Below are 24257 nucleotides of genomic sequence, written 5' to 3'. Positions count from 1 at the left end.
GGCAGTGACCGTCAAGATCAAGTTTGACCCCAACCAGACCTACCAATTGGACGCTGTGCAGAGCGTCGTGGACGTGTTTGCAGGGCAGTTGACGGGAGTGTCGGACCAGGGCGCTCCCCTCACGGACGACGCGCTGTTCGAGCTGCCCAGTGTGCGGAACGTGGTTACGCTGACCGGAGAAGACCTGCTCGCCAATATTCAGGCCGTGCAGGAGCGGAACGGTCTGCCGCAGAGTGAGGCTCTGATAGAGACAGTCACTGAGGGCGAGCCGCCTGTCACACTCAACCTGAATGTGGAAATGGAGACAGGGACGGGCAAAACCTACGTCTATCTGCGGACGATCTACGAGCTCAACAAGCAGTACGGCCTCACCAAGTTCGTGATTGCCGTGCCGTCCATCGCCATCCGCGAAGGTGTCCTATCCAGCCTGCGCCTGACCGAAGATCACTTCAAGCTGCTGTATGGGGCCGTGCCGGTGGATTTCTGGATTTACGACTCCCGCCAGGTGTCCAGACTCCGGCAGTTCGCCAGCAGCCGCGACATTCAAATCCTGATTATCAACGTGTCGGCCTTCGACAAGGACAGCAACCTGCTGTACCGGCAGGACGACAATCTGAATGGTCTGGCACCCATCGACTTTATTCAGGCGGTGCGTCCAGTAGTCATCGTGGACGAGCCGCAGAACTTCGAGGGTGATCAGGCCCGGCGCGGTCTGGCCCGCATGCGCCCGTCGGCGCTGATGCGCTATTCCGCGACCCACCGCACAGCCTTCAACACCGTCTATAAGCTGGGGCCGGTGCAGGCCTATGACCTGAGGCTGGTCAAACAGATTGAAGTGCTGTCCGTGCTGGACGCCGAGGATTTCAACAAGCCTTACATCAAGCTGGTGTCGGTCACGCCCGGCAAAGCCACCGTCAAGGCGAAGGTGGAGATCGATACCTGGGCAAATCTGAAGGGAAGTCCTGGCATCAAGCGCAGGGCGGTCACTATCGGCAAGGACAGTGACCTATTCGCATTGTCTGGTGGACGCGAGGTGTACCGTGATTTTACGGTGACGGACATCTCTGTAGACGACGGCATCGAGTTCGGCAACGGTCAGTTTCTGGTGCCGGGTCAGACCATTGGCGTGAACCCGGACGACCTGATGCGGGCGCAGATCTTCGAGACGGTGCGCGAGCATCTGCGCCGCGAGTTGCGCCTGTCACGGCTACCCGCCGGAGAGCGTCTGAAAGTGCTGTCTTTGTTCTTCATTGACCGCGTGGCGAACTACCGGGGCGAGGATGCCAAGATCAAGCGGTTTTTCGAGCAGGCTTACACCGAGCTGAGCCAGGAGGAGCGCTTTAGGGGACTCAAGCTTCCCGCGCTTGATCAGGTACACGCTGGGTACTTTGCGGAGGATCGTAGCGGCAACGCCAAGGACACGCGCGGCGACTCGCAGGCAGACGCAGACGCCTACGAGAAGATCATGCAGGACAAGGAAAAGCTCCTGTCTCTGGACGAACCTCTGCGCTTCATTTTCTCGCACTCGGCTCTGCGCGAGGGCTGGGACAACCCCAATGTGTTTCAGATCTGCACCCTGAACGAGAGCCGCTCTGACGTGAAGAAGCGTCAGGAGATCGGGCGTGGGCTGCGGCTGCCGGTGCGTGAGAACGGCGAGCGTTCGACTGATGAGCAGGTGAACCGCCTACTGATCGTCGCTAACGAGTCCTACAAGGATTTTGCTGGGGCTTTGCAGCAGGAAATTGAGGCTGACACGGGCGAGAAGGCGACCAGGGAAATCACCAAGAACGCCCGCGAGCGGCGCACCATCAAGTTCAAAAAAGAAGTGCTGCTGGACGAGGACTTTCAGGCGCTGTGGGAACGAATTAAGCCCAAGACGCGCTACAAGGTCAACTTCAACACCCCGAAGTTCATCGAGGAGGCCGCCGAGCAGATTCGCAAACTACCTGCTGTTCATGCGCCCGCTTACAGTGTGCAGCGGGGTCGCATTGACACGTTCAAGGACGGCGGCTCAGTGACGTTGACCGGTAGCGGTGAGGCGTCCATTCGAGGCTACACGCCCTTCATGCCGGACGTTCTAGGTCACCTGCAGCGCGAAACGGAGTTGACCCGTTCAACGCTGGTGAGCGTTCTAGAAAAGAGCGGGCGCATGGACAGCTTCAGGCTCAACCCGCAGAAGTTTTTGGACATGGCCCTGCACAGCATCAAGTACGTCCTGCAGGGGGCAATGGTGGACGGCATCAAATACGAGCGCATCGGTGAGAACTACGACATGACGCAGTTCGAGAGCGGCGAGTTGGAAACGTACCTCAGCAAGACGCTGGACGTTCAACACGGAATCTACGATGCTGTCGCATACGATTCCACTGTTGAGCTGCAATTCGCTCAGGCTTTGGATAGGCGTGAAGACGTGAAGCTGTTCGTGAAACTGCCCAAGTGGTTCGTTGTGCCCACGCCGCTGGGCAACTATGAGCCGGACTGGGCGGTCGTGATCGAGGACGCCGGGCAGGAGAAGCTGTACTTCGTCTGCGAAACCAAGAGCACCAAGGACTCGACCAAACTCCGTAACTCGGAGAACTTGAAGATCGAGTGCGGCCACGCGCACTTTCATGAGCTGGGGGTTCCCTTCGTGCTGGAAACGTCTGGTGAGACGCTGACCGCTGAGGCCGTTAAGCGGGACGCTGCTACCATTGGAAGCACATAAGCGCCTGAGGACAGAACAGGGCCGCAGGGGTGAGTCACGACACCATCAACTCGCTCCGCTTAAGGCGGCTCCTCTACACTCAGGGCATGTCCGCTGACCTGGCCCTACCCGCCCATCTCGATGTGATGGGACAAGCCCAGCGGCTGGCCCGCCCCGTCACGTTTTTGCGGCCCTCCGGGGAGGGCGCGCCAGTCGCCCTCTGGGGCGGGACGCCGAGCGTGCCTCTCCCGCCCGAATTGGTCGTCACGGATGAGGACGACCTCGAGGACGGCGCCTTTTTCGACCATTGGCTCAGCATTGATGCGCGACGGCTGCCCGTGCCACTCCCAGGCTGCCTGAGCCTTTACGAGCAAAGTGTGGAGCCGCTTCTCCTGCACAATCCTGAGGCAACCCTCGACATGAGTGGCGGGACGCCACTCTACGCTCACCCAGGGATCGAATTGCCTCACATCAATGCCCTGTTCCGCTCTGGCACGCCTGCACTGCAGGCGTGGATGGCGGAGCTTCTTGGCGAGACCCCTGCAGCCCTGCTGGCCAGGAGTGATATCGGCGCGTACCGGCATCCCACACTCGACGGACTGGATCAGCGCTTGCGGTCCGCGCACCCTCTGTGGGCAGGCGGAGTGACCGCGCAGCTGGGGGGTTGGGCCTGGGGCTGGCCGGACGAAGCGTGGGACACACGGGAGAGCCGAGGGGAGCGGCTCCTGCTCACGACCTTTGAGCGGAGCGAACCGTGGATTGAGGTCTGGTGGACGGAGCGCGGCCTGGCGGGCGTGGCACACCTCACCTGAACCGAGCGTGTGACGGCTTGTTCGCGGCAGGGCAGGCGTCACGGGGCACCTCGGGGGCAGGCACAGCCGGCACGAGGTATTCCGCGCTGCGTCGGCGGACCGCGGCGCGGGTGCTGACGCGCTGCTGTGCGGCGCCGCTGCGGACCAGGTGCTGCGCGGCGGACCGGCACTGCGCGCGGGTGAGGCCGCCCAGGGCTTCGCTGAGTTCGGTGGCGGTGTAGGGCTGGCCGGGCGTGCGGCCCAGCAGGGCCGCGACGCGCTCGGCGTTGCGGGTCAGACCCTCACGCTTGCCCCGTGCCGCGGCAGGCGCGGCAGTGCAGTTCTGGCGTGCAGCGGCGCACGCAGGCGCAGGTGGGCGTGAGGTCGTACGTGGCGCCGCAGTGGGTGAGGTAGCCGCTGGGGGTGATCAGGCCGCCGCCCTGCGCCTGGGCGCGCAGGGTGCTCAGCGGGCGCTGCAGGGCGCGCGCGCGGGCGCGGATCAGGCCGGTGGCCTCGCGGTGGGTGACCTGCTGGCGGCTCACAGGCTGCTGGCCTTGACGCGGGCGGCGAGCAGGATGAGCTGCTCGGCGAGGGCGGCGAGCAGGTCGGGGGTGCGCACGCCGTCGAGGCGCGCGGCCCCCCAGGACATCAGCAGGACCCCGATCAGCATCCCGAGCAGCGCGAGTGCGAGCGGTTCGGCGCCGCTGCTGATCATGACCAGGATGATGCCGATCGCGCCCCGGCCGAGGCCCTGGCCGCTCTTGGTGAGGGGGCGGCAGCGGGCGCAGTAGCCGGGGTGCGTGACGGGCTCCACCTGGCAGCCGTCGCAGACCGGTGTCGTATTAGCTGGCGCCTTGTGGGTCAGCTCGGTGAGGCGGAGGGCGGGGGTGGCTTGGACGGGCTGGGCGTGCGTCATCGCGGGGCTCCTTGTCGGGGGGACTGCTGGGCGTGGCAGTGCGGGCAGCGGGTGAGGTCGGGACTGATGGGGCGGCGGCAGCGGGGGTTGGTGCACCAGACGGTGGGGTTCCACCCGCTGCCGAGCAGCGGCGCGGTCACGCGCACCGGTCGGGGAAGGCGGTATCGACGAGGATCTGGGCGCGGTCGGCGCGGGCCTGGCGTTTGGCGTCGCGGGCGGGCCGGGTGGCGCGGCGGGCGGCGGCGACCAGGGGGCGCAGGTAGGCGCTCAGCGCGTTGGCCTGCCGGTCGGTGAACAGGCCGCTGTAGCGGGCGGCGCCGAGGTAGCCGCTGCGCACGTGCTCGCCGTCCTGCGCGGGCAGATCCGCGCGGATCTGGGCGAAGGCGGCGGCGGTGTGGGCCGGGTCGACGACCCAGGTGCTACTCGTGCGGTAGACGGCGACGCCGCCAATCAGCACGCCGGTGAGGGCACCGGTGGGAAGCTGCTCTGTGGGGATGAGCGTTGGCGTGACCTTGCGCGCGGGGTCTGCGTGGTGCATCCTGTCTCCGTTTCCCCCACTCCCTGATTTCGCTAGCCGGCGGATGGAGTGGGGGACGCCTTTTGGCTTGCACACAGTGTACGGTAGCCCGACACAGTGTGCAAATTATGCATACAATGCGCGCATGCCCACTGACGGCTCACCAGACATTATTGTGAATGACCGAACGTCAAAACACATTTGCGCGGAAAGGAGTCGCTCAGTCCGGCAAAATGGCGAAGACGTGCTCCTGGATGCCCTGCACAATCCAGCTCAGTTCGACGACCTTCTGAGCGATCGCGCAGAGAGTCTCGCCGCACTGGCCGTCGCGCCCACCACGGAACTCGGTCGACTGCGCCGCGTGCAGATCCTGTTCGCGCACGACCCGAGCTATCCCCTGCTTCAGCTTGAGGACGAACTCGATCAGCTGCTGACCGTCCCCACCCGCGGCACGCGCTTAATGATCCGGATTGAGCAGCGCGCCTACGAGGAGGTGCTGAAGGCCACGCCCGATCCGATCGGTATCGACGCGCTGGAGTTGGAGGACGCCAGTCGCGCCCACGCAATGATCGGCATTGCGGCGCTCAACCTCGACCGGCCGCACCTAGCGCTCGAGCACCTGCGCGCGGCCATCACGCTCGGCCGCGCGCTCGGCACCAGGCGGCGCGTTCAGGCCATGCAGTTCGACTGGCACCGCGCGCGGGAGCACATCGGCGACCTCGACCTGCCCAGCCTCGACGCCTTGATGATGCAGCCCGACCTCTCTGACCGCACACAGCGCTGGGCGCAGCGCCTCCGGGCGCAGGCACTGCTGGAACTGGGCGCGCCGGAAGACGCCCTACGCTCCCTCGGCATGCCAACCCTCGACGGCCCGCAAGACGCCGCCCAGCGGGAATTCCTGCACGCGCTGATGCACCTGCCCCCTGCCCGGCTGGCGGATGATCCCCTGATCGATCCAGCCCTGCCCTACCACCGGCTGGCCGAGGCGTACCGCGAAGCCAAGCAGTGTGCTGGTGTGAAGCTACGGGATCTGCGCGGCCGACCCTTCGAGGGGTACGCCAGGATCATCGAAGGCCGGAGCCTGCTGAACGTCAAGGGCATGTCCGATACGGTGCTGGCCATCCTGGGGCCGACCCGGCCCAACACCCCAGCCCAGGCTGTCCTGTGGAGTGTGTACCGCGCCGTCGCGGCACTTGAGGACCGGCAGGCGAAAAGTGCTCATCAGGCCCTCGTCGAACTCTCCGGCGCCATGATGAGGTTGAGACACGCCGGATTCGTCGCCGACGAGGTCCTCAGAACGGACCCGGCCCTGTACGTCACCATGGCGCTCGGGCCGTTCTCCGAGGTATTCACCGGCCTCGCCCAACTGCCTCTGTTGGTGGGCCAGGCGGTCATCGAAGGACCTCACCGGATCAAGCTGCCGGGTCGGACCGGCCGGGCCCTCGTGCTGGAAGGTGCCCGGCACAAGGAGAAGATCGAGATCAGCCGGTCGGAAAAGGGTCGATTGCTGGAGGCGCTGCGGGGCTTTCCCGGCGTGGTCAATATCGGCGTTTCACTGCGGTACGCGGAATTGCTGCACGGGGGCGCTGTGGAGGACGGCCATCCCAGCGCGGCGGCATGGGCAAAAACGTACCGGCATCTCTGGGGGCTCCTCACGCCGGACGCGCAATCTGTGTTTGCAAATGAGCTTGAGAATTCTTACTCTGAGATGTGAAAACCATACGGATGTCCCTCACCGTCGCGATGCTGGCTTTCTCGGGTTTTGCGACCGCAGCACGAGTCCTTATCATCAGTGATTGCACTCAGCCCATCGTGGGTTCAGGGACGGTGACCACTCAGGACGACTGCCCACGCTGTTACTGACCGCCTGTTTGGTACGCGCTTGGTACGCGCCCTGTTGGCAGAGCACCTAAAGTGCAGTACGAGGTGACTCATGCCATTTACCCTGCTGACGCCGCTCACCCCCGCTGAGGCGGATGATCTGGCGCAACGTTTTTTCTTTCGTCGTCTTTATGGTGCAGAGTCAATCACTGCTGAGTTCGAGACCGAGCAGCACCGCGATCAGGCGGAGCACTACATCCGATCCACGCGCATGGTCGCGTTCCGCGCTGAGCAGTTAGAAATCCACGCGCACGAGGCCGCCCAGGTGAATCCCACCGGCACGCTGGAGGAGTAGGGCCGTCACGCTGTAGTACCGCCCATCTTCCAATCGAATGACCTGGACCTTGTCGGTTGCGGCAGGGTCCAGGTAAATTTTTGCCCCGGCCGGGAGCGGCTGCTCGCCCAGCAGTGGGGTCGGCAGGGTGATCGGTTCGTCGGTCGACTGGCTGGGGCCATGGCCAGCTGGCGCCGGACGGTACGTCTTGAACGATTCGCGCGCCTCACCCTCCAACCCAAGGATCTCCCAGGCGTCTTTGTCGTAGACGCCCATAGCCAGAATCATCGCGGCGGCGCGTTTCGGGGAGATAGAGGCGATATCGATGGTGCCAGAGAGGTAGTCGTTCAGTGTGGATCTGTGGATACCCATCGCTTCGGCGAACGCGCTGATCGACATCTTGTGCAGATCGAGCCAGTGGCGTAAAGCCTGGCCCCGGTCTACCCCATTTGCAATGACAGCGGGGCGTTGCGTGACTGCCCCTCTATTTCGATATCGCGCACTTTTCGGCATAAAACAACCTCGCGGGCGCGCCCTGGCACCGGAACAGCGTCGTGGGACACCGTGTGCACACAGTGTGTGTGCCGCGTGCAGAAGTGTCAACTTTCTCCTGTTTCTGGGGGTAGACTTCCCCCGTTATGTCGGGTGAACCTACACAGTCACGCTTGCCAATAGTGGCGGGTAACCCTACACTCTGTGCATGCCACTGTCACCAGAGATGCGCGTCAAACACCTGAAGCTGGTGGAATTACGCGGCTCAAAAGACCCGGCCGATGTCGCCGCCGAACTGAAACTGGATAAGCGCACACTGGCCGGTCTTGAAGCTGGCCGGAAAACCGAACAATTCCGGTACAACACGATTAACCGCATCGCCGCCTACTACGGCGTGGCCATCGACGACCTGATTGAACCCGTACCCGCGCCGGCGAACGCATCGGCACCATCCCCTCAGCATCAGGTGCCGTCATGATCGTCGACCGCATGCTGCGACTCCAAGGGCTGCCACACCTGGGTGGTCCGTAACCCGATCCTGAACGCACCCGCGCCCAGCGGGTCTTTTTCATGCCTCCTCAGGCGATAACCCGACCGCCGCAACGACGGGACTCCAGGGCGAACGCCCACCAGCACGCACCCCGTGCGAGACGCATGACATCGCCAGATCCCCGCAGCGTCACCCGACGAGCGCCCAGCCCCATCCGCGGGCCGGGCAGGAACGTCCAGGTTCGTGACAGCAGGGCTTCAGGGCCTGTGACTGGATGGCCGAGCGGATGGCCACACCCACCACGACACCCCCCTGAAGGCACCCTGCTGGAGCCCACAGCCGACGGTCCGCTGCGCTGAAGTACCCCCCCACCGCGAACTCCCGAGTCAGGCTCGACCCGGCATGCGCGGCGAACTTTAGAGGCCACCCCGCGGCCGAGAGCAGCAAAGCGTGGGCTGGCGCCCGGCCGAACTGGGCGCGCGAAGCGGCGCGATACGCCGCCCCGATCCACTCACCCCTCGCGCCCAGATGACCGGGCGCGTCACGGAGCGGCCCCAGCTGGTGGGCTGCCGGTTCAAGTCCGGCCCGCTCCACACCGCCTCCCCCCGACCCTGGTAAGTCGGAGACGGAATCGGCGCCGCTTAGGCAGCGGCGTGATCACCTCCGCCCAGGCGCACCGTGCGCCCAGGCCTTCCCCCCGCTCCCCAGAGCGGCGACCAGCGAGACACCGAAGCGGCCTCCTGCACCGGCCCCCGGTTGACCGCGCGAACCTCCTGCGCCGGGACTCAGGTTCGGAACTCCCAAAGAGGGGCCCTGGCGAGCCCCGCCCCCAGATCTGGGGTGCTCAGCGCCTCCCGTGCACGGGGGAGCCCGACAAGTGCTGAGCCCGCCTATGACGCCGTGGGTCAGGTGCGTCCCGCGACCGGCGGCACCGGTCCGCAGTGAGCAGGCGTCCCGCCCGCGCCGATCAGCCGCGCAGGAGTCTGAGCCGGGCATGGACCGGCAGGCACGCACCCCCTGGTGCACGGCCCGTGGACAGCCCCCCCACCCGCAGCGAACCGCCCCTGGCGGCCCTGCACACCGGGATGTCACCCCACCCGCCTGGGCAAACGCGCGGACCCACCTCCAGCACAGCGCCGCAGCCCCCAGGCTGCACGGTCCTCAGGGGCCGCCCACCGACGAGGGCGGCCCCACCTCTTGATGCTCGCCCGTGGAGGGCGCCCGCCCATGCCCCAGCACCGCGCGGCCCCTCCATACGCGACGGCCCGCAGGCCGCCCCACCGCCCCGCCGGGGGGTCAAACCCGGCACCGGAGATCCACGCTGAACACACCCCACCCCCGTTCCCGCAGCCCCCCGCCCAGACGACACTGAGCCATGGCACACCCCCCGTCACCGGGGGGTTTATCCCGGTCCAGGCCGGACCGCGCGGGTTCGACTCCCGCCACCGGGACCCACAGGAGACCTTATGGCGCTCATCAAGACAACGCAGGACGAGCCGCACCTGACGGCGCAGGAGGCCGCGCGCATCCACCAGGCGCACAACCCACTCCTCACGCCCGACGAACAGATCGCCGCGCAGTTCGAGCAGCTCCTGCACGGCGAGGTGCTCGAAGCCGCGCGCAGGACCACGTTCCTGGACCTGCACGTCCAGCCGGAGCAGGTCGTCCGGCTGGCGTTCGAATTCCACCGCATCGGGTACCGCGTGACGTACCAGCTGCTCGATGACGAGCCCACTGGGCAGCTGCGCGTCACGTGGCCCGAGGCGCCAGATCCGCCCGGCGACACCCGCCTGGTGCCGCTCCCCCGCGAAGTCCAGACCTTCACGCCGTGGCGCCGCGTGCTGCGTCTGCTCCGCATCCGCTGACGCTCCCCTCCGGAGGGCCCCCCGCCCTCCCGCACCGGGCTCAGGCGGCCACCGCCGCTGCCGCCCGACCACCCGCCGCAGGCCAGCGGCCCACCCTGGCCAGTCCACCCCTGGAGGTGCCCCCGCAGACCGCCCCGCCCGCCGCCCCGTTCAGAGAGGCCGTCCATGATCAGTCCCGTACTCCTGTCCGCCCTGCTGCCCCGGATGGACCTCGCGCGCATTCACTTCACGCCCACCCAGCTGCCCCCGCGTCACACCAGTGACGGCCTGACCCTGATGCGCGAGGCAATCGCGCACCTGCAGGTGTTCGTGGTGCGAATCGAGCGGGGCGTACCCACCCGCGTCCTGCGGCCCATCGCACCTTCAGAACTCGGCACGCACCGCCTGGTGCCGGGCGTCACCGCGTACGCCTGGGCGTTCACGCATCACGAGGCGGGCCAGGCGCCGCGCACCTTCATGCTGGTCGTCGCGCAGAGCGAGGTCCGCGCGCCCCACCCGAACGAGAGCATCGACTTCTGGGGCCAGCACGGCCCCATCCACGGCGGCCGCGAGATCCCCGACCGGCCGCCCCCCAAACCAGCCCGCGCGGCCGCGCCCGCCCCGCCCCAGCCGCCCCAGGCCAAACCCAAGCCCCCACAGGCCCGCCCGGCCGTCCGGGCGGGCAAGAAAGGCCCGAAGAACAAAGGCCGCAGGCGGCGCTGATAGAGAAGCGTGGCGTGGCAGATGCCACGCCACGCCTATCGATGAGGGTCAGCCGTGCAGGGCCTGGAACAACGCCCGGCCTATGTTGATGCCAAGCGTTGCAATGAACGTGTAGCAGAGCACCAGCAGCACTTGCTTATTGGCCTTCGGAGTGCGTTGCCACCAGCTCGTGAAGTTTGACATGCAGTTTTCCCTCCGCCGAGTACGATGTCATACCCGGGCGACGGGCGTTCACCAGTCCGCGTTGACCTTCGGTTTCTGCGCGCGGGCGTAATCGACGTAGATCTCGCTGCTGTCGATGGTGCGGTGGCGCAGCGTGTCCCGCACCGCCAGCAGGTCGTTGGTCGCCACGTAGACCTTTGTGCCGGCGCTGTGGCGCAGGCCGTGCACCTCGCGGCCCTCGTACGTGACGCCCGCGGCCCGGCAGACCCGCTCGACCGCGCGGCCCACGTTCCGCGACGAGCGGATCAGCAGCACCGGGTCGCTCGGTTTCACCGCGCCCCGCATCCCCCGCCACGCCCGGAGCGCCGCGGCCGCCGAGCGGGACAGCGCCACGTCCTGGCGCCGCCCGCGCTTGCCCTGCACGTTCACGAACGGCGCCTCACCCTCCAGGTGCACGTCGCCCCACGCCAGGGACCGCATCTCCGCGTTGCGCAGCCCGCAGTGCGCGCCGAGCAGCACGATCACCGTCTCCTGTGGCCCGGCCGCGAGCAGCATCGCCGCGAGGTCCGCGTCGCTGTACGGCTTGCGCTTCTCGTGCCGCGGCGTCGGATCAGGCGCGGTGCGGACGTCCGTGAACGGCGCGGCGTCGGTCGCGCCACTCCAGCGCAGCGCCCCGTACAGCGCCCGCGCGGCCGCCAGGCGCGTGCGGACACTCGACGGCGCCAGCTTCAGGCCCTCCAGGTGCCGAGTAAATCGGTACCCGTCACTGCCGCCCGGGCGCAGCAGGCTCACGCCCGCCGGGCCCGCCCAGTCCAGGAACACCTGCAGGCCGGTGCGGTAACTCGACAGGGTGTGGTGACTCACCCGCGCGCCCCGCTGGCCCTGCGTCACCAGGAACGACTCCACCAGCGCCCACAGCGCCTCCACGTCCGAGTCCCGCGCGGCGCGCACCGCCTCGCGGCGCCGCGCTTCGGGTTCGAGCGCCGCGACCCGGTCGGCGCGGGCCTGCAACTCCAGGTTGTGCTGCACGAGCGCGAGCGACATGCGCCCAGCATAGCCCCCCACACCGCCCCCCCCCGCCCCAGCCTCAGCTGGGCGGCACAGGAGACCGCATGAACAGCCTCCGGTTGACCACACCCCTCATCCTCCAGCTGAAAACCGCAGGTGCCGTCACGCACTTCAGCCGGCCGCTTCACACGCCTGACGGCACGCCCGTTCCCGCCGACGTGCAGGCCGTCCCCGAGCCGGACAGCGCGGCCGTGGCGTTCCACCTGCCCGACGAGGTCCTGGTGCTCCGCCCGGCCCTGAAGGTCGGCCGACCGGTGGCCATCAAGGAACGCTGGCGGGTCGGCGCCTGGAAGGCCGGCCACGTGGCCGTGGACTACGGCGCGGACGGGTACGCGCGCGCCGAGTGGCTGCCCGTGCGTGAGCCCCTGCTGTCCGAACTGATCCGGGGCAGCATCGAGGACCTCCAGCGCACCGGGTACCAGCCCGACGAGGAAGGCGACTACCGCTGGGATTTCGGGCGCGCCCCGACCCGCTGGCGCAAGCCCGACACGCTGCGCGCGCACCTCGCCCGCTTCGCCGCGCAGCCCACCCACGTCCGGCTGGTGCGCCTGAGTGACCTCACCCACGAGGACGCCCTGAACGCCGGGATGCTGCACGTCAGCGAGGGCTGGATGCGTCAGCACTTCCCGACGTTCCTGGCGCGCTACACCCGCGTGAACAGCCAGAACGCCGAGCGCGTGGACGCCGAAGGCCCAGGGGTGCAGCTGCTCGACGTGCCCGAACCGCCCGCGCCACTCGACCGCCTGCGCGCCGACCTCCGGCGCCGCCACGAGATCCCGCCGGGCCAGGACGTCTGGCTGTGGGCGGCCGACCTGCGCCGCCTCGACCAGACACCCGCCCAGCTGTTCGAGCAGGCCGCCCGGCAGACCCAGGACGCCTCATGACGCGCACCGTGACCGTCACCCCGGCCGCCCAGGCCCGCGCGCAGCAGGGCGGGATCAACCCCACCGACGCGCAGCTCGAACGGGCCGAGTACGAACTCCAGCGGGCGCTGCGGCGGGGGCAGGACACGTTCTCCCTCGACCTGCCCCTCACCCCCGACGCCCGGGCGCACCTCGAAGCGCAGGGGTACGTGCTGAAGATCAAGCACGGCCGCGGCCCCGCCCACCTGCAGGTCAGCGTCCCCCCCTCAAACCGCCGGACCGGGTAACGCCATCACGTAATACGGATTATGTGACGTTGCCTGACCACCCGGCCTGACCCAGACCGCCTCAGCCACCCGGCTGGGGCTTCACCCATCCCCGAGGTGACCCATGCCCACCCTGCAGCCCACCACCCCGCCCCCCCACCCGGACCTGCCGGTCCGCTCGACCGCCCTGACCCTGGCCGGCAGCCTGAACGTCTCCCTCCAACTGGCCGGGGAGCACGGCAGTCCCACGGGAGCCTTCGAGGCGCTGCGCGACCACCTGCGCGCGCATCAGCAGCTGCCCGAGCCGATGAGCGCCGCGCAGGTCCTGGTGGCGAGGAGCAGCCTGCTCAGCACCATGCTCCTCGCCGAGGAAGGCCTGATCGAGGACCCGTACGGCGTGCTGAGCCTCGACGCGCTGGACGCCGCCCTGGCGGACCTGACGCCCGGCCCGCGCGGAGTGCAGGCGTGACCGGCGAGGTGGTGGTGCTGGCCGCGTGGCAGTACGCGCTGCTGCTGCTGGTCGCGTTCCTGATCGGCACGATGGGCGGCGCGCTCGGCCTGTTCGTCTGGCAGACCGTCACCCTGAACCGCCAGGTCGACCAGCTCCTGCAGGACCTGCCCCAGGACCCGACCGAGCCGTGAGCGTGCGGCGCGTCATCGACGGCCTGGAGGACGTGCTCGTCCAGGCGCAACAACTGCCGAACGTGGCCGTGCTCGTGGTGGTGGTCCGCACCGACCCCAACCCCGACGAGGACGTCGACCGGGTGCATGCGTTCGTGCACGCCCCGGCCGGGCAGGCCCTGCTGCTCGACGCCACGCGCGCCCTGGTGGACCGCGAGGCGAACCCCCTGACCCGGCAGGGCCCCCCGTGACGCTCTTCGACGAGCCCGAGACGTTCAAGGCGGAAGCGGGCGCCAACCGCCTCGCCGAGCAGCTCGCGCTGGCCATGGCCGAGGCGCGCCGGGACACGAAGCAGGTGCCGGTGAACCTCCCGAACGGCCTGCGCGTCCGGGTGATCGCCGACGTTGACGGCGACCGGATGGTCCTATCCCGCCCGCGCGGCGGGGAGCCCAGCCCGGAGGAAGCCCGAACGGTCGCCGAGGCGGTCGGCTGGACGCTGCACGACGTGCGCCTAGACAACCACAGCGGCACGCGGTACCTGATCGTCACCCCGAGCCTCGAGGCGGAAGATCCCGATCCGCCGGTGTTCGCCCCGCCAGGTCCGGCCGCGCCGGTCACGAAGGATGAGGCGGACGCTCGCAAAGAACGCGTCGCTGCGTTCGAAGCCGAGGTGCGAGCTGTGCTGCTGCGGCCCGGCGCACCGTGGCACCCGACGAACTTCACCCCGCAGATGATGGAAGCCCGCCTGGACGCCCTGAAGGGCCTGAAGGGGGGTGATCTGCGCTGGGAGTTGAAGTGGCACGCCCAGCGCTGGCCAGAGGAGTTCCAGGACCTCGTGAAAAAGGAGCCTTGATCACATGAGCGTGATACATTCGCATCATCCCGGTAAGGCACCGCTGACATCTGCCTGAAAGGAACCCGCCCCGTGTCGGGAAACACGGAGCGGGATACAGCTGATGCGGATGGATTGAGACCCCTCTGCGCCAAAACGGCCTCTTACGAGGCTGTCGGCCTGCACGTATCTTAGACGGCATACGTGCTCCGGTCAATTGACTGAAGCGGCACCCACGCCGCAGGCCCTCGCCACCCGGGAAGGTGGGCTGTCCGAGGAACCACCGTGAATGCATCACAGGCCGCCGAAAACGGCGTCACCACCCCCACCCTCGCCGTCAAGGCGAAGGGCAGCTTTAACTACGGCTTCACGATCATTCCCAACTACCTGCGTGACGAGTTCATGCCCGTCGCCGGGACCGACGCCTTCGCGTTCGCCTACCTGATCATCAGCTGGGCGGGCGAAGGGGACCGGGGTGCCCGCCTGAGCACCCGGTACACCCGCACGATCACCAAGTGGACTGCCCGCCGCCTCGACGAGGCCAAGGCGGACGTCCTCAAGGCCCTGCCCCAGGTGTTCAGCTTCCAGCCCGGTGACCAGAAGACGTCGCGCCCTGAGATCTGGTGGGTCGACTTCGATGAACTGAGCCGCCTGCACGCCACGTACCTCGCAGGCCTCGAAGCCAAACAGGCGCAGAAGCGGGGTCCGGGCCGCCCGAAAAAACCTGTTCCCACTGTGAGTACAGGTATTCCGGAAGCGGCAGAAAAACCTGCTCTCACTGTGAGTACAGGTTTTCTGGGCACCAAGACCAATTTCGGAAAAAACCTGTTCTCAATGCGAGAACACCCCTGTTCCGACACTGAGAACACCCCTGTTCTCACCAGTGGAACACTCAAAGAAAAGGGGGAAGAACAAGGAAAGGAAAGAGAAGAAGAAGGGGAGCGTCCCCCCAGCCCCGGGACTGCCGCCTTCTCCTCCTCAGGGGCAGGAGGGTCAACGGATCAAGGGCAGGCGCCTGACGGCGCGGCCGCTGGCGCGGCCAGGGGTCACACGCCCTCTCAGGATCTGGACAGTGGCACCGCTGGTGGTCGGATCGATACCGCCACGAGTACTGCACAGGTTCCGGGCGCGGCGGCCGCGGCGCTGGCCAGCGTCAGCGAGATCCGCCCGGTCCCCCAGGCGGAACTGGCCGCCCGCACCAGCTGGGGCCGCAAGAGTAACGAGATGGCGCTGCTGATCCGGTACGGCGGCACCCTGGTCAACAAGACGCTGAACGAGAACACCCCGGTGCGAGACCTGCCCCGCGCGCAGTGGTGGACGCGCCTCACCGCCGACGAGATCAACCTCGCCGGACTGACCGCCAGCCGCGAAGCGCAGCGCGAGGCGGCCAACATGAAAACGCTGTTCTACCGCGCCCTGGACCGCCTGATCGGCGCGGTCGGCGCGGAGAAAGCCGCGGAGGGTGCCTCCAGCGCCCTGGGGACCGACCCGATGCTCAAACCCGGCGACGGCGTCCGCATCGGCGGCATCGACGGCGTGGTCGAACTGGTCACCGCCGCGACGTACCGCGTCCAGCTGGTCAACCACGACACGTCCACCATCGACCGCAGCGTGCACGCCCAGCTGGGCCGCATCCAGCGCCTGGACTACGTCCCGGAGATCCCCGTCCCGCAGGCCGAGCACGTCGCCAAGGGCAAGCAGTGGCGGCACAAGCGCCAGGGACACGTGGTCATGATCCTGGCCGTGGACGGCCCGAAGGTCACGCTGTTCGACGGTGACACCCTGAGCCTGATGGACCTTCACCGCCAGTACGAGCCGGTGGCCACCGCCAGCTGAGGCCCACCCATGACCTACAACCCAAAGCGCCGCGGGCCGGATCTGGCCCACGCGTGGACCGTGCTGGAGGGCGCCGTCGTCATCATCGGCGCGGACGACACCGTCACCTTCACGGCCGGCAGCACCTGGCCGGGCATCAGCGCCCTGCCGCGCGCGCTGACCGACCAACTCGCCCCGCACGACACGGAGCGCCTCGCCGGGACGCGCGTGGTGCCCTGGACCGCCAGCCCCCGCGAGGCGGAGTTCGCGGCGGTGCTGCTGCAGGTGCAACTGATGCGCAGCGACCGGCAGGGCGTCCCTGACCGCCTCGGTCTGCTCCAGCACGTCGCGCCCCTCACCGCGGACAACCGGCAGACGATCGCCGCGGCCCTCGGCATGAGCCGCAGCACCCTGGATCAGGTCCGGCACCTCCTTGGGGCGCCCACCGTCCACTGACCCTCTCCCCCACCCGCCCCGCCCCGGCCGGGTGACCGCACGCCTGGAGACAACCCGTGACCCCAGACTCACCCGCCGCCGCCCTGGCGCACTGGTGGGCGTCGTTCCTGCCGGACGTCGCCCCGCAGGTCATCGCCGGGGACACGTCCGGCGCGGCCGCCACCGCCGCCCTGCTGAACCTGCTCGCCGCGCGGCAGATCCACACCGTGTGGGACGCGCAGCGCTTCGAGGCCGCCCTCACCACCCTCGCGCAGCTCGCCCTGGATGAGCGCGGCGTGGCCGACACGTGGACGGATCTCGCCCCGATCGGCCTGCTCCGCGGCGCCGCTGAACTCGCGGGCATCACGCTCGGCAACGCCAGCCTCCCCGTGCAGAGCCAGGCGGTCGCCCGCCCCACCGGCGTCATCGTCCGCCTCGGCGTGGACGGCGACTGGACCCAGATCTGGCCCCCTTTCCCCTGACGGAGGTTTGCCCATGTCCGACCTGCCCGAGTACGAGACCTGCCCGCCCAGCCTCGCCAGCCGCACCGGCCTGAAGAAAGCCGGGCTGGTGCCCACCGGTGACCCGGTCGCCTCCCTCCGGTACCGGACGCCGAACGGGTACCGGACCTGCCCGCTGTTCAGCCGCACGGATACCCGGAGCGAGAAGGACGCAAAGGCCGCGCTGAAGCGCCGGCAGGCGAACGCCGGCGGACAGTTCCTGCTCATCCCGTTCACCCCGGAGCAGACGTGATCCCACGCCCCGGCTGCTGCCACGACTGCACCCAGCACGGCCAGGCCGCCCCGAAAAACATCGGTGCTGAATACGACGGGTACCGCGCCTGCAAGCACTGGGCGCATCGCAACTTCAGCGGCCTAGCCACCTCACACGGCTCCACCCTCTACACCCACCCCGACGCGGGCTGCCAGGACTTCGTGCAGCGCACCCGCACCCCGCGTCCGCCCCGCTCCGGCGAGGCCAGCCCCAGCCCCCACAAGCGAGACTGACCCTTGACCACCGACCCGTTCACACTCCCGCCCCTCAACTACGCGGCCCTGAGCCCCGAACATCACCTCCTGCGCGTCCTGGTCGATGAGGAACCCACCGACCTCGAAACGGCCATCACCCGCGTCCTGAAGCGCAGCGCGCGGGCCGGCACGCCTTACCTGCGCTTCGGGCAGGACCCGGCGCGGCCCACCAGCCTCGCGTACCGCACCTGGGAAAACCTCGGCCAGGAGAGCTGGACCCGCAGCGTCCGCCGCGGCGCCCGGCACGGGTACGTCCTGACCGGCACGGGCGAGATCCGCCTGAGCACCCTGTGGGACCTGCAGGTGATCGCCCCGCACCTGCGCGCGGTGCGCGCCGAGCACGGCGACGAGGTCGCCCAGCGGGTCGCCGCGCACCTCGAGGGCCAGTCGTGAGCGTCACGGCCGCCGCGCAGCGCCTCCTGCAGGAGGCCCGGAGTGAGGACAACCGCGCCCAGCGGCTGCGCACTGACGTGCCCGAGCAGGCGTGGGACGAGGAACGGCACCACGTCAACCTGATCGTCTGGGCGGCCGCGCACATCCCGGACCTGCCGCCCCTGGCCCTCCTGTTCCACGTGCCGAACGGCGGCAAACGCGAGCAGCGCGTCAGTCGTAGCGGCCAGCGCTACAGCCCCGAGGCCGCCCGGCTGCTGCGCATGGGCACCCGCACCGGGTACCCGGACCTGGCCCTCGACCACCCCATCCACGGCCGCGCCGGGCTGCGCCTGGAACTCAAAAGCCTGACCGGCACCCTCCGCCCCGACCAGCGCGCCTGGATCGTGCACCTGCGCCACGCCGGGTACCACGCCGACGCCGCCTGGGGCTGGCGCGACGCGCGGCGCGTGCTCCTCGAGTACTTCCTGCCCGCCCCGCCTGCCACCCGGTGGACGCCGCGCAGCAAGACCCCCCTCGACGACCATCCCCTCCCCCCGCTCGGACACAAGTGAGGCTCACATGACCCTGTTCCTGCTCTCCCTGCTCGTCGCTGCCTTCCTCGCCCCGTCCGGCATCCGCGTCCTGGCCCAGCACCAGCGCGGCGCCGCCCACGACCCGAGCTTCAGCGAGCCCGCCCGGCTGCGTCTCCTGCCCGGCCTGCACGCCGAGCGCGTGAGCCTGGACCTGCGCGTGGGCCGCGTGGTGCTGGGGGAGATCAACCCCAATCAGCCGCTGTCCGCCTGCCCCCAGCACAAGTGGCGCCCCAGCCTGACTGACACCGTGGTGTCGTGTGAGCATAGCGCGGTGGTGTCAGGCGAGCAGCTGAAAGCCGCCCACCTCGCCCTGGACCCGGAGCAAGCATGACCGGCGACACCAATACCCCGCTGATCACAATCAGCAGCCTCCCGACCGCGCTGGAGGTGCGCCGCGCCGCAGAGCTCCGCCGGGCGCAACTGGGCCGCAACCACCTCCAGGCGTGCCTGGAACTGCTGATGAACGCGTTCGAGCAGGACGACGAGCGGAACGTGGATCTCCCCTACCCCGTGCCCGAGGACCTCGCCAGCGCCCTGCGCACCAGGGGGTTCGAACTCGACGCGCCCACCCACCAGCCCGGATGCCTCGCCACAGTGAGGGTTCACTGGTGACCGGCGTGCACCTGAACGACGCCGTGCGGGTGCGGCTCATCCCGTACAGCGAGGCGATGCTCGGGGACTACCACGCTCAGCGCCGCCAGCGCATGGGCGGCACGGCGCGCTGCGACCCCCTCCGACCCACGATCAAGATGTCGAGGATTTCGTTCTCAAACTCATCCAGGGGTTGTGCATGTCAGTTTTAGGAGCCTCAGCGGCGTCGGTGAGCGGGGTGCTCAGCAGCGCGAGCTGCGCGACGTTCGCCTGAGCGTGGGGGGACATTGGGTCAGCCTGGTACCCACCGTCGCGAGTTACTGCCTCAAGTTAGGGCGGACGGCGACGTCATCGGAGTCCTCCGGATAATCCAGCGCCGACGCTCCTGCTCCTGGAACAGCCCCGGGTAAGCCTGCAGACGGCCGTACAACTCGCCCGCTGTGAGCGGCAATTTGAGATGCGTCACCAGTTCCGTGCAGGTCTGCGTGCCCCGCACGCGCACAAGGTAACGGGCACAGCGGATCACCGGATCATCGGTGGCGGGCCACGCTGGCTTCACCCGCGCCCGTACCTCTTGCAGCTGATTCCTGACTTCCATGGTGGGCGTCATGCTCATGGTCAGTTCGCCATATTGCATCACTGCCCGCCCAATCACCGCCCGGCTCGCGGGCCACAGGGCCAGCATGGCGCCCAGGCCCAGCGCCCCAACCGCCTGCAGGGCGGGGCTGACCCCCCGCTTTTTCAGGGCCTCGTGAATCCCTACGGTCCCGACGGCCAGGACCTGCAGCGGAACACCCACCATCATGGCCACGATTTCATCCACCCGCAGGTCATCCCGGAACGCGCACAGATACGTGCCATGCCCCCCAACGCCTGGGGTACCCATCGTCGTCACCAGCCCACCGAACGCTTGTCCGTCATAGGTCAGGAGGCCGTCCGCATCAAGCACCCAGCCCAGCAGGGCAAGGTCCGCATCGTCTGGGTCTCGATTCGGCGCGCGCACGGCCGCGCTGAGGGTCGTATCTGGTACCCCGGCCGGATCCAGAAACAACATCCGATCCTGTACTCGGGTCATCCACAGGTGCCACATGGCGTCGGCCTCCTGAGGGAATTTCAGGCGGATGGTGCGCTCCAGGCGTGTGAGGCCTGGGGCCACTTCCGCCACGTCCCCGGCCGACATGACCAGGCGGCCGTGCGGCGCGTCAAGCAACTCAAAGAGGGCGGGGGACGCGCCAGGCTGCTTCACCACGGCTCGCAGGTCCTTGATGATGACGTTGGCATCAATGAGCAGCACAACCGTCCGGCCCGAAAGGTTCACCGTGAGGCGGGGTAGGGTGCGGGGATGGCGCGGCTCAAGCATGCCACTCACCTTAGCGGCTGGACAGAAATGACATGGCGGCGGACAAGCAAAGCCCCTGCAGGCCAGCATCAGTCGGTCTGGGCAGTAGGTGTGGCCTGAAAGTCAAGTCGGAAGGTTTTAGGCGTCGGGAGATTAGCGGCCCAGAGTGTGCCTTCAAGAAGAACGGTGCTGGCTGCTTCGCCAAACTTCAATGCAAAGACTGGTGGAATCCACACGTCTCCGGGGAACAGTTCCGGTCTGGCGCCTTCAAAGACGGGAAGACGCATTGGGGCGTCCTTCGTAAGTGTTGCACCGAAGACCGATCCACTCCCCTTCGGTCCAGGAGCGAACTGGTAGATCGAAGCGCCACTGATACAGCGTAGTTCGAAGCGCAGTGCCCCCGCAGAAACGGCACTGATATTGGCAAATCGCAGTTGAAATTCCCGGTACGGTGCCCTGTTTGCAGCCTTTTCGACCTGCGGCTTCAAGTCCCGGCTGAGTGTCAAAAGTTCCAGATAGGCCTCTGCACGTGCCGTGTCTGGACCCAGGAGCGCCATTGGGCGACTCGAGTCGCGGTTATTAGGCCGGTAATACCCAGCCTGAGGAAATAAACGGTCACTTTCTTGAACGTCCAAGTTCCAAGTGTGCATGAATGGGAGCAGTTCACTCATATTCCACGAACCTCTGTGGACTGAAGTGGGATCTTTCAAGAAAGCGTCAAATAACGTCACAAGGTCGTACCACCCATACTGGGTACGCATCTGCCTTTCTAGACGTTCAGCCCGCTCAGGCGGTCGTGAAGCGACCTTCTCGTGCAGTGCCTTGATTTTGGGCTGGTATTCCGCCAGAACACCCTCGCCCGCTTGCCGCGCCGTCGTAAAGGTCACTGCATCCACAGGCTGCCCAGACGTTTCCAATGCCACTTCGATCTCCGCCTGATTAGCTTGTTGCAGGCCCTGTATGCGTCCTTCAAGCTGGTATACCTGTTGGCGTAGGGCAGCGACTTCCCGATGCAAGGGTTCCATAGCGCTCTGAATCCGAATGCGCAGCACTTCGGTGTAATCCCGGGGCTGCGGGCGGATGGTTACCGCATTGCGCCGCAGCCGCCACTCCCCTTCATGCCACATCTTGTCCGTCTTGCCAGAGGGCAGTTGATACGTCCCGTCCTTTTTGAATACGAACGGCGGTGATTGATTGGGTTCAATGATCAGCGCGCCCCAGGTCCCCACGCCCGGTTCCTCAAAGGCGTGTAAGGAAAAATCGGGCTGCGGCTCCATATGTTCCGCTAACCACTGCGCGATGCTCGCTTCCAGATTGTCCACGCCAGGGTCGCGCAGGTTGGGCACGTCGGTCGTGATGCGTTTATCGGCCCGGGTCACGCCAAGAATCAAAAAGCCGTAGTCCTCGAAATCCAGGCTGTAGGTGTTGGCCATCGCATTGATGTCCTTGATGAGCTCCAGTTTCGCCTGCTGGTTCACGCCTTTCTTCGGCTGCTCGGCCCCGCTGAGCCAGGCTTGCTTAAAGTCCAGCTTGTCGCGTTCCCGACCGCGCTTGATCTGCTCCCGGAGGAAGGCCTCTAAGCTGGCGGGGTCTGTGGGATCAAACGCCATACCAGGGAGGCTACGGCATGGAATACCGAACGTCAGCCTCGGTGGCCTGGGACTTCACGACAGACGCGCCGAGCGTATCCGGGGAGCGGTTCTCAAAGCCGGGGCGATGGTGTATCGTGGAGATCAAAGGGCCGCTGCAGCCCGAGCTCCCCGCGCCATTTTGGCCTGGCAAACCGCAGCCTACTTCTGAACTCCTCAGACCCGCTCCTTGCGTCTGGACGTTCGACATCGCGGGGCCTCGAACACTCTCCGGACACAAGGAGTTTTCATGTCCGACCTTTCTCTCGCGCCCTTTATTGCTCGCCTGCGCCGCGCGGATCTCCTTCTGACTGATGCCCAGGCCAAACAGGCCGCCTCAGCCACCATGCAAGGCGCTTCGGAACCGCTGAATGCCGCCGAACTCAAGCGGCAGGCCCGGCAGTTGCAAACGTTCCTGTCCATGTTGGGGATGCCCCTCAAACACACCAAGGCGTTAGAGGCCGTCGCCACATTGCACGGATACCGGAACTGGTACTTCGCCCGCGAGGCCACCACAAAGGCGTCCCCTGCCCTGCCCGAGTTTACCGCTGCTTACGTGACGCGCCTTCCGACTGGCCACCCGCCATTTCGGCATCGGGACGCGCTCATCATTCCCTGGTGGCTCCGGGACACGGCGCACCCAGAAGGCCTGCACCCTGAAGTGGTAGCGATGCTCGAAGAACTGACTTCATTTTTTAATGAGTTGCAGCCGCCCCATGGCTGGGCCAGAGCCTTCTTGGAGGGCGATGACGTGACGGCCACACACTTGGCCGGTGTCCAGGCACGGCACCTGCGCGAGGTTCGTGGCACTGTGGAGTATTACGGCTACAAACATATGTTCGGGACGCCAGAGCGGGTGGCTACGCATCTGGCCAAAGCGCATGCCGGGTTTGTTCCTATTGGCGATCTTGACCAGGGTGCGGTGCTGGCAGCGCTCTATAACGCGGCGTATCCCATTAACGCAGGCGTCTTCGCCTATGAAACGGCGCCCATGACCGCAGCTCAAGGTCAGGAGGCACTTCAGCGGCACAGGCGTGAGCAAAAGAGCCACATCTACTTCGATTACGTCCTGGGCCGCCGACTCAAACTTGTCTTCGTAGACGACTATCCTTGGTTGGAAATCGAGCGGTACGAGGAGCCGTACACGCCTGGGCTGGCGGCGTACGTTCTGGATGTCTTGCGGATCACCGGGGATCCAGCTCATGACGCCATTCGTCATGTGCAGCTCGCAGGGTTGCTGGCGAACGCGGCGAAGTCCGACATCACGCCAGACACGTCCATTGACGACCCAGACTTGACCAACCAGGGTCGCCAGCTGGTGAAGGTCATGCACGCGACCATTCAGTCGGCAAACGCAGAGCAACGAGTCCGCCGCACACCCTGACGCAGCGTCCTTAACCGCGTTTGGGCTCAACTGAAAGATCTGCTGCAACTGCTCAGTAGAGGACGATCAGATAAAGAAATTGGAATTGAGGGTATCCCCCCGTGAACACGCTGACTATGGCGTGTTGGTCAAGGATGGTTTGGGCTTTTGTGCCACTTGATCTGCTTGCAGGCCCTTCTTGCCCAGCGTCGAGATATAGCTCCTGATGCGCGCAAAGTTCTGTCTGCCTGCCGCCGAGCGGAAACCGCCATATACCTTGTGTTTCACGCCTGACTACCCATCAAAACGCGCAGTAGGCAGCAGAAAGTCGGCTCCTGTACGGTATTTCTGCGATGAAAACCCTTAGGAGCCGACCACCTCACGATACCTTGCAGACCGCCTTGCGGTCTGCTTTCCCTGTGGACGCTCGCCGCCTCGTCGTCTTCACGGCACTGATCCTGGCGGTCATTCAGGCGCGGACCGTCGTCCTGTACAGCTTGAAGACGCACGTCGCTCTCCCAGGGTCGTTGACGACTCGATATCAGCGGCTCTGCCGGTTCGTCCAGTTCCCGTTTCCTGAGGCACTGTTCCCCCGATTCGCCATGTCCTTTCTCCCGCCCGGCCCAGTCGACCTCATTCTCGACCGCACCAACTGGAAACTTGGACAGCA

Annotated in this window: 32 protein-coding genes and 1 pseudogene; 24 read left to right on the top strand and 9 right to left on the bottom strand. The window is 66.8% G+C overall.

Features of this window, described 5'->3' with window-relative positions:
* Window positions 1-4: 4 nt before the first annotated feature.
* Both IEY63_RS19685 and IEY63_RS19680 read left to right on the top strand, forming a co-directional pair.
* Window positions 5-2704, top strand: coding sequence for a restriction endonuclease (locus IEY63_RS19685; protein WP_189070707.1), 2700 nt, complete (start codon window positions 5-7; stop codon window positions 2702-2704).
* An 86-nt stretch (window positions 2705-2790) separates the two neighbouring features.
* A complete protein-coding gene (locus IEY63_RS19680) occupies window positions 2791-3495 on the top strand; it encodes a hypothetical protein (RefSeq protein ID WP_189070706.1) in 705 nt (234 codons plus the stop codon).
* 281 nt (window positions 3496-3776) lie between these two features.
* Here IEY63_RS19680 and IEY63_RS19675 read toward each other — a convergent pair whose 3' ends face one another.
* The 3 genes from IEY63_RS19675 to IEY63_RS19665 form a co-directional block, all read right to left on the bottom strand.
* Window positions 3777-4016 (bottom strand): hypothetical protein, encoded by a 240-nt coding sequence (locus IEY63_RS19675; protein WP_189070705.1) that lies wholly within the window; start codon window positions 4014-4016, stop codon window positions 3777-3779.
* Window positions 4013-4390 (bottom strand): hypothetical protein, encoded by a 378-nt coding sequence (locus IEY63_RS19670; protein ID WP_189070704.1) that lies wholly within the window; start codon window positions 4388-4390, stop codon window positions 4013-4015. Before IEY63_RS19670 ends, IEY63_RS19675 begins: the two co-directional genes overlap by 4 nt.
* Window positions 4391-4526: 136 nt before the next feature.
* Complete coding sequence (locus IEY63_RS19665; RefSeq protein WP_189070703.1) at window positions 4527-4928, bottom strand: hypothetical protein; 402 nt, start codon at window positions 4926-4928, stop codon at window positions 4527-4529.
* Window positions 4929-5052: 124 nt separating this feature from the next.
* On the opposite strand from IEY63_RS19665, the gene IEY63_RS19660 reads away from it, so the two are divergent.
* Together IEY63_RS19660 and IEY63_RS19655 are read left to right on the top strand one after the other, a co-directional pair.
* Window positions 5053-6621, top strand: a complete 1569-nt coding sequence (locus IEY63_RS19660) for a hypothetical protein (RefSeq protein ID WP_189070702.1) — start codon at window positions 5053-5055, stop codon at window positions 6619-6621.
* Between the two features lie 219 nt (window positions 6622-6840).
* Window positions 6841-7083, top strand: a complete 243-nt coding sequence (locus tag IEY63_RS19655; protein ID WP_189070701.1) for a hypothetical protein — start codon at window positions 6841-6843, stop codon at window positions 7081-7083.
* Here the strand turns inward: IEY63_RS19655 and IEY63_RS19650 are convergent.
* On the bottom strand, window positions 7024-7575 hold the full coding sequence (locus IEY63_RS19650) for a helix-turn-helix domain-containing protein (RefSeq protein ID WP_189070700.1): 552 nt from the start codon (window positions 7573-7575) through the stop codon (window positions 7024-7026). The genes IEY63_RS19655 and IEY63_RS19650 overlap by 60 nt on opposite strands.
* A 187-nt stretch (window positions 7576-7762) precedes the next feature.
* On the opposite strand from IEY63_RS19650, the gene IEY63_RS19645 reads away from it, so the two are divergent.
* The 3 genes from IEY63_RS19645 (at window position 7763) to IEY63_RS19635 (ending at window position 10611) form a co-directional block, all read left to right on the top strand.
* Window positions 7763-8032 (top strand): helix-turn-helix domain-containing protein, encoded by a 270-nt coding sequence (locus tag IEY63_RS19645; protein ID WP_189070699.1) that lies wholly within the window; start codon window positions 7763-7765, stop codon window positions 8030-8032.
* Window positions 8033-9510: 1478 nt separating this feature from the next.
* Window positions 9511-9909, top strand: a complete 399-nt coding sequence (locus IEY63_RS19640) for a hypothetical protein (protein WP_189070698.1) — start codon at window positions 9511-9513, stop codon at window positions 9907-9909.
* Window positions 9910-10074: 165 nt separating this feature from the next.
* Complete coding sequence (locus IEY63_RS19635; RefSeq protein WP_189070697.1) at window positions 10075-10611, top strand: hypothetical protein; 537 nt, start codon at window positions 10075-10077, stop codon at window positions 10609-10611.
* A gap of 48 nt (window positions 10612-10659) precedes the next feature.
* Here the strand turns inward: IEY63_RS19635 and IEY63_RS22535 are convergent, their stop codons facing one another.
* Together IEY63_RS22535 and IEY63_RS19630 are read right to left on the bottom strand one after the other, a co-directional pair.
* Window positions 10660-10794, bottom strand: coding sequence for a hypothetical protein (locus IEY63_RS22535; protein ID WP_268239683.1), 135 nt, complete (start codon window positions 10792-10794; stop codon window positions 10660-10662).
* Window positions 10795-10842: 48 nt separating this feature from the next.
* Entirely contained in the window at window positions 10843-11817 is a 975-nt protein-coding gene (locus IEY63_RS19630; protein ID WP_189070696.1) for a site-specific integrase, read from the bottom strand.
* 68 nt (window positions 11818-11885) lie between these two features.
* Here IEY63_RS19630 and IEY63_RS19625 point away from each other — a divergent pair, with 68 nt between their 5' ends.
* The 15 genes from IEY63_RS19625 (at window position 11886) to IEY63_RS19555 (ending at window position 19278) form a co-directional block, all read left to right on the top strand.
* The gene (locus IEY63_RS19625) at window positions 11886-12725 is read left to right on the top strand and encodes a hypothetical protein (RefSeq protein ID WP_189070695.1); all 840 of its coding nucleotides are present in this window, start codon (window positions 11886-11888) and stop codon (window positions 12723-12725) included.
* Window positions 12722-12991, top strand: coding sequence for a hypothetical protein (locus tag IEY63_RS19620; protein WP_189070694.1), 270 nt, complete (start codon window positions 12722-12724; stop codon window positions 12989-12991). The genes IEY63_RS19625 and IEY63_RS19620 overlap by 4 nt, the downstream gene beginning before the upstream one ends.
* Window positions 12992-13094: 103 nt before the next feature.
* A complete protein-coding gene (locus IEY63_RS19615; RefSeq protein ID WP_189070693.1) occupies window positions 13095-13439 on the top strand; it encodes a hypothetical protein in 345 nt (114 codons plus the stop codon).
* Entirely contained in the window at window positions 13436-13612 is a 177-nt protein-coding gene (locus tag IEY63_RS19610; RefSeq protein WP_189070692.1) for a hypothetical protein, read from the top strand. Before IEY63_RS19615 ends, IEY63_RS19610 begins: the two co-directional genes overlap by 4 nt.
* Window positions 13609-13842, top strand: coding sequence for a hypothetical protein (locus IEY63_RS19605; protein ID WP_189070691.1), 234 nt, complete (start codon window positions 13609-13611; stop codon window positions 13840-13842). Before IEY63_RS19610 ends, IEY63_RS19605 begins: the two co-directional genes overlap by 4 nt.
* Window positions 13839-14444, top strand: a complete 606-nt coding sequence (locus tag IEY63_RS19600; RefSeq protein WP_189070690.1) for a hypothetical protein — start codon at window positions 13839-13841, stop codon at window positions 14442-14444. The genes IEY63_RS19605 and IEY63_RS19600 overlap by 4 nt, the downstream gene beginning before the upstream one ends.
* 264 nt (window positions 14445-14708) lie before the next feature.
* Window positions 14709-16259 carry a hypothetical protein gene (locus IEY63_RS19595; protein WP_189070689.1) on the top strand — a complete coding sequence of 517 codons (1551 nt, stop codon included), beginning with the start codon at window positions 14709-14711 and terminating at the stop codon, window positions 16257-16259.
* Between the two features lie 9 nt (window positions 16260-16268).
* Window positions 16269-16694, top strand: coding sequence for a hypothetical protein (locus tag IEY63_RS19590; RefSeq protein ID WP_189070688.1), 426 nt, complete (start codon window positions 16269-16271; stop codon window positions 16692-16694).
* Window positions 16695-16750: 56 nt separating this feature from the next.
* Window positions 16751-17155, top strand: a complete 405-nt coding sequence (locus tag IEY63_RS19585) for a hypothetical protein (RefSeq protein WP_189070687.1) — start codon at window positions 16751-16753, stop codon at window positions 17153-17155.
* A gap of 13 nt (window positions 17156-17168) precedes the next feature.
* The gene (locus tag IEY63_RS19580) at window positions 17169-17426 is read left to right on the top strand and encodes a hypothetical protein (protein WP_189070686.1); all 258 of its coding nucleotides are present in this window, start codon (window positions 17169-17171) and stop codon (window positions 17424-17426) included.
* Window positions 17423-17680, top strand: coding sequence for a hypothetical protein (locus IEY63_RS19575; RefSeq protein ID WP_189070685.1), 258 nt, complete (start codon window positions 17423-17425; stop codon window positions 17678-17680). Before IEY63_RS19580 ends, IEY63_RS19575 begins: the two co-directional genes overlap by 4 nt.
* 3 nt (window positions 17681-17683) lie before the next feature.
* Window positions 17684-18094, top strand: coding sequence for an MBL fold metallo-hydrolase (locus IEY63_RS19570; protein WP_189070684.1), 411 nt, complete (start codon window positions 17684-17686; stop codon window positions 18092-18094).
* A complete protein-coding gene (locus IEY63_RS19565) occupies window positions 18091-18645 on the top strand; it encodes a VRR-NUC domain-containing protein (protein WP_229784821.1) in 555 nt (184 codons plus the stop codon). The genes IEY63_RS19570 and IEY63_RS19565 overlap by 4 nt, the downstream gene beginning before the upstream one ends.
* Before the next feature lie 7 nt (window positions 18646-18652).
* Window positions 18653-18997, top strand: a complete 345-nt coding sequence (locus tag IEY63_RS19560) for a hypothetical protein (protein WP_189070683.1) — start codon at window positions 18653-18655, stop codon at window positions 18995-18997.
* Complete coding sequence (locus IEY63_RS19555; protein WP_189070682.1) at window positions 18994-19278, top strand: hypothetical protein; 285 nt, start codon at window positions 18994-18996, stop codon at window positions 19276-19278. The genes IEY63_RS19560 and IEY63_RS19555 overlap by 4 nt, the downstream gene beginning before the upstream one ends.
* Before the next feature lie 132 nt (window positions 19279-19410).
* Here IEY63_RS19555 and IEY63_RS22530 read toward each other — a convergent pair whose 3' ends face one another.
* The 3 genes from IEY63_RS22530 to IEY63_RS19545 all read right to left on the bottom strand — a co-directional run bounded on the left by IEY63_RS22530 (window position 19411) and on the right by IEY63_RS19545 (window position 22206).
* Window positions 19411-19545 carry a hypothetical protein gene (locus tag IEY63_RS22530; RefSeq protein ID WP_268239682.1) on the bottom strand — a complete coding sequence of 45 codons (135 nt, stop codon included), beginning with the start codon at window positions 19543-19545 and terminating at the stop codon, window positions 19411-19413.
* A 37-nt stretch (window positions 19546-19582) separates the two neighbouring features.
* A complete protein-coding gene (locus IEY63_RS19550; protein ID WP_189070681.1) occupies window positions 19583-20617 on the bottom strand; it encodes a PIN domain-containing protein in 1035 nt (344 codons plus the stop codon).
* 68 nt (window positions 20618-20685) lie between these two features.
* Window positions 20686-22206: an RNA-binding domain-containing protein gene (locus tag IEY63_RS19545; protein ID WP_189070680.1), complete on the bottom strand. Its 1521-nt coding sequence runs from the start codon at window positions 22204-22206 to the stop codon at window positions 20686-20688.
* 268 nt (window positions 22207-22474) lie between these two features.
* Between IEY63_RS19545 and IEY63_RS19540 the strand changes: the two genes are divergently transcribed.
* Both IEY63_RS19540 and IEY63_RS19535 read left to right on the top strand, forming a co-directional pair.
* The gene (locus IEY63_RS19540) at window positions 22475-23608 is read left to right on the top strand and encodes a glyoxalase superfamily protein (protein ID WP_189070679.1); all 1134 of its coding nucleotides are present in this window, start codon (window positions 22475-22477) and stop codon (window positions 23606-23608) included.
* A 332-nt stretch (window positions 23609-23940) separates the two neighbouring features.
* A pseudogene (locus IEY63_RS19535) lies at window positions 23941-24257 on the top strand (IS4 family transposase); the annotation flags it as partial.

Source organism: Deinococcus radiotolerans (assembly GCF_014647435.1).
Classification (GTDB): Bacteria; Deinococcota; Deinococci; order Deinococcales; family Deinococcaceae; genus Deinococcus; species Deinococcus radiotolerans.
The sequence above is the reverse complement of the archived record's forward strand: the minus strand, read 5'-3'. Positions and strand labels throughout refer to the sequence as shown.